The 575-nt window shown below is 63.7% G+C and carries 1 protein-coding gene; it reads right to left on the reverse strand.

All coding sequences use genetic code 11. The features are described 5' to 3' along the window. Nucleotides 1-98: 98 nt before the first annotated feature. Nucleotides 99-575: FAD-linked oxidase C-terminal domain-containing protein (locus DAI20_RS19975; RefSeq protein WP_497802651.1), on the reverse strand; the 477-nt coding region annotated here is incomplete at its 5' end.

Below are 575 nucleotides of genomic sequence, written 5' to 3' on the forward strand. Positions count from 1 at the left end.
GACCACGACCGTCAGCCAAAGTCACTGCAACAACTTGCAATAGCACTATGGCCGACCCAGCCGGGGGAGCAACGCTAGTGCAGGACCCGGGTGAAATATCAGCCAGGAGGAAGCACCTTGCCCGGGTTGAGAATCCCATCCGGATCCAGCGCGGCCTTGATCGCGCGCATCGTCGCCAACGTAGCCGGTGTGAACGCCTGCGCCATGAAATCGCGCTTGGCCAATCCAATGCCATGCTCGCCGGAGAGCGTTCCGCCCAGCGACAGCGTCAGCTCGAAGATCTTCGGCAGTGCGGCATGCGCGCGCGCGTTCTCGTCGGCATCGTCCGGGTGATAGAGGATGTTGACGTGCAGGTTGCCGTTGCCGGCATGGCCGAAGGTGACGATGGTGAGTGCGTAGTCGCGTGCCAAGGCCTGTACGCCGGCTACCAGTTCCGGAATGCGCGACACCGGCACCACCACGTCTTCATTGATCTTGCCGGGCGCGACGGTCCGCAGTGCTGGCGACAGTGCCTTGCGCGCGGCCCACAGCTGGTCGCGCGCACGGCCTTCCATCGCTACGTCCAGTTCGATCAT

The organism is Planctomonas deserti, assembly GCF_003067705.1.
GTDB classification, from domain to species: Bacteria; Actinomycetota; Actinomycetes; order Actinomycetales; family Microbacteriaceae; genus Planctomonas; species Planctomonas deserti.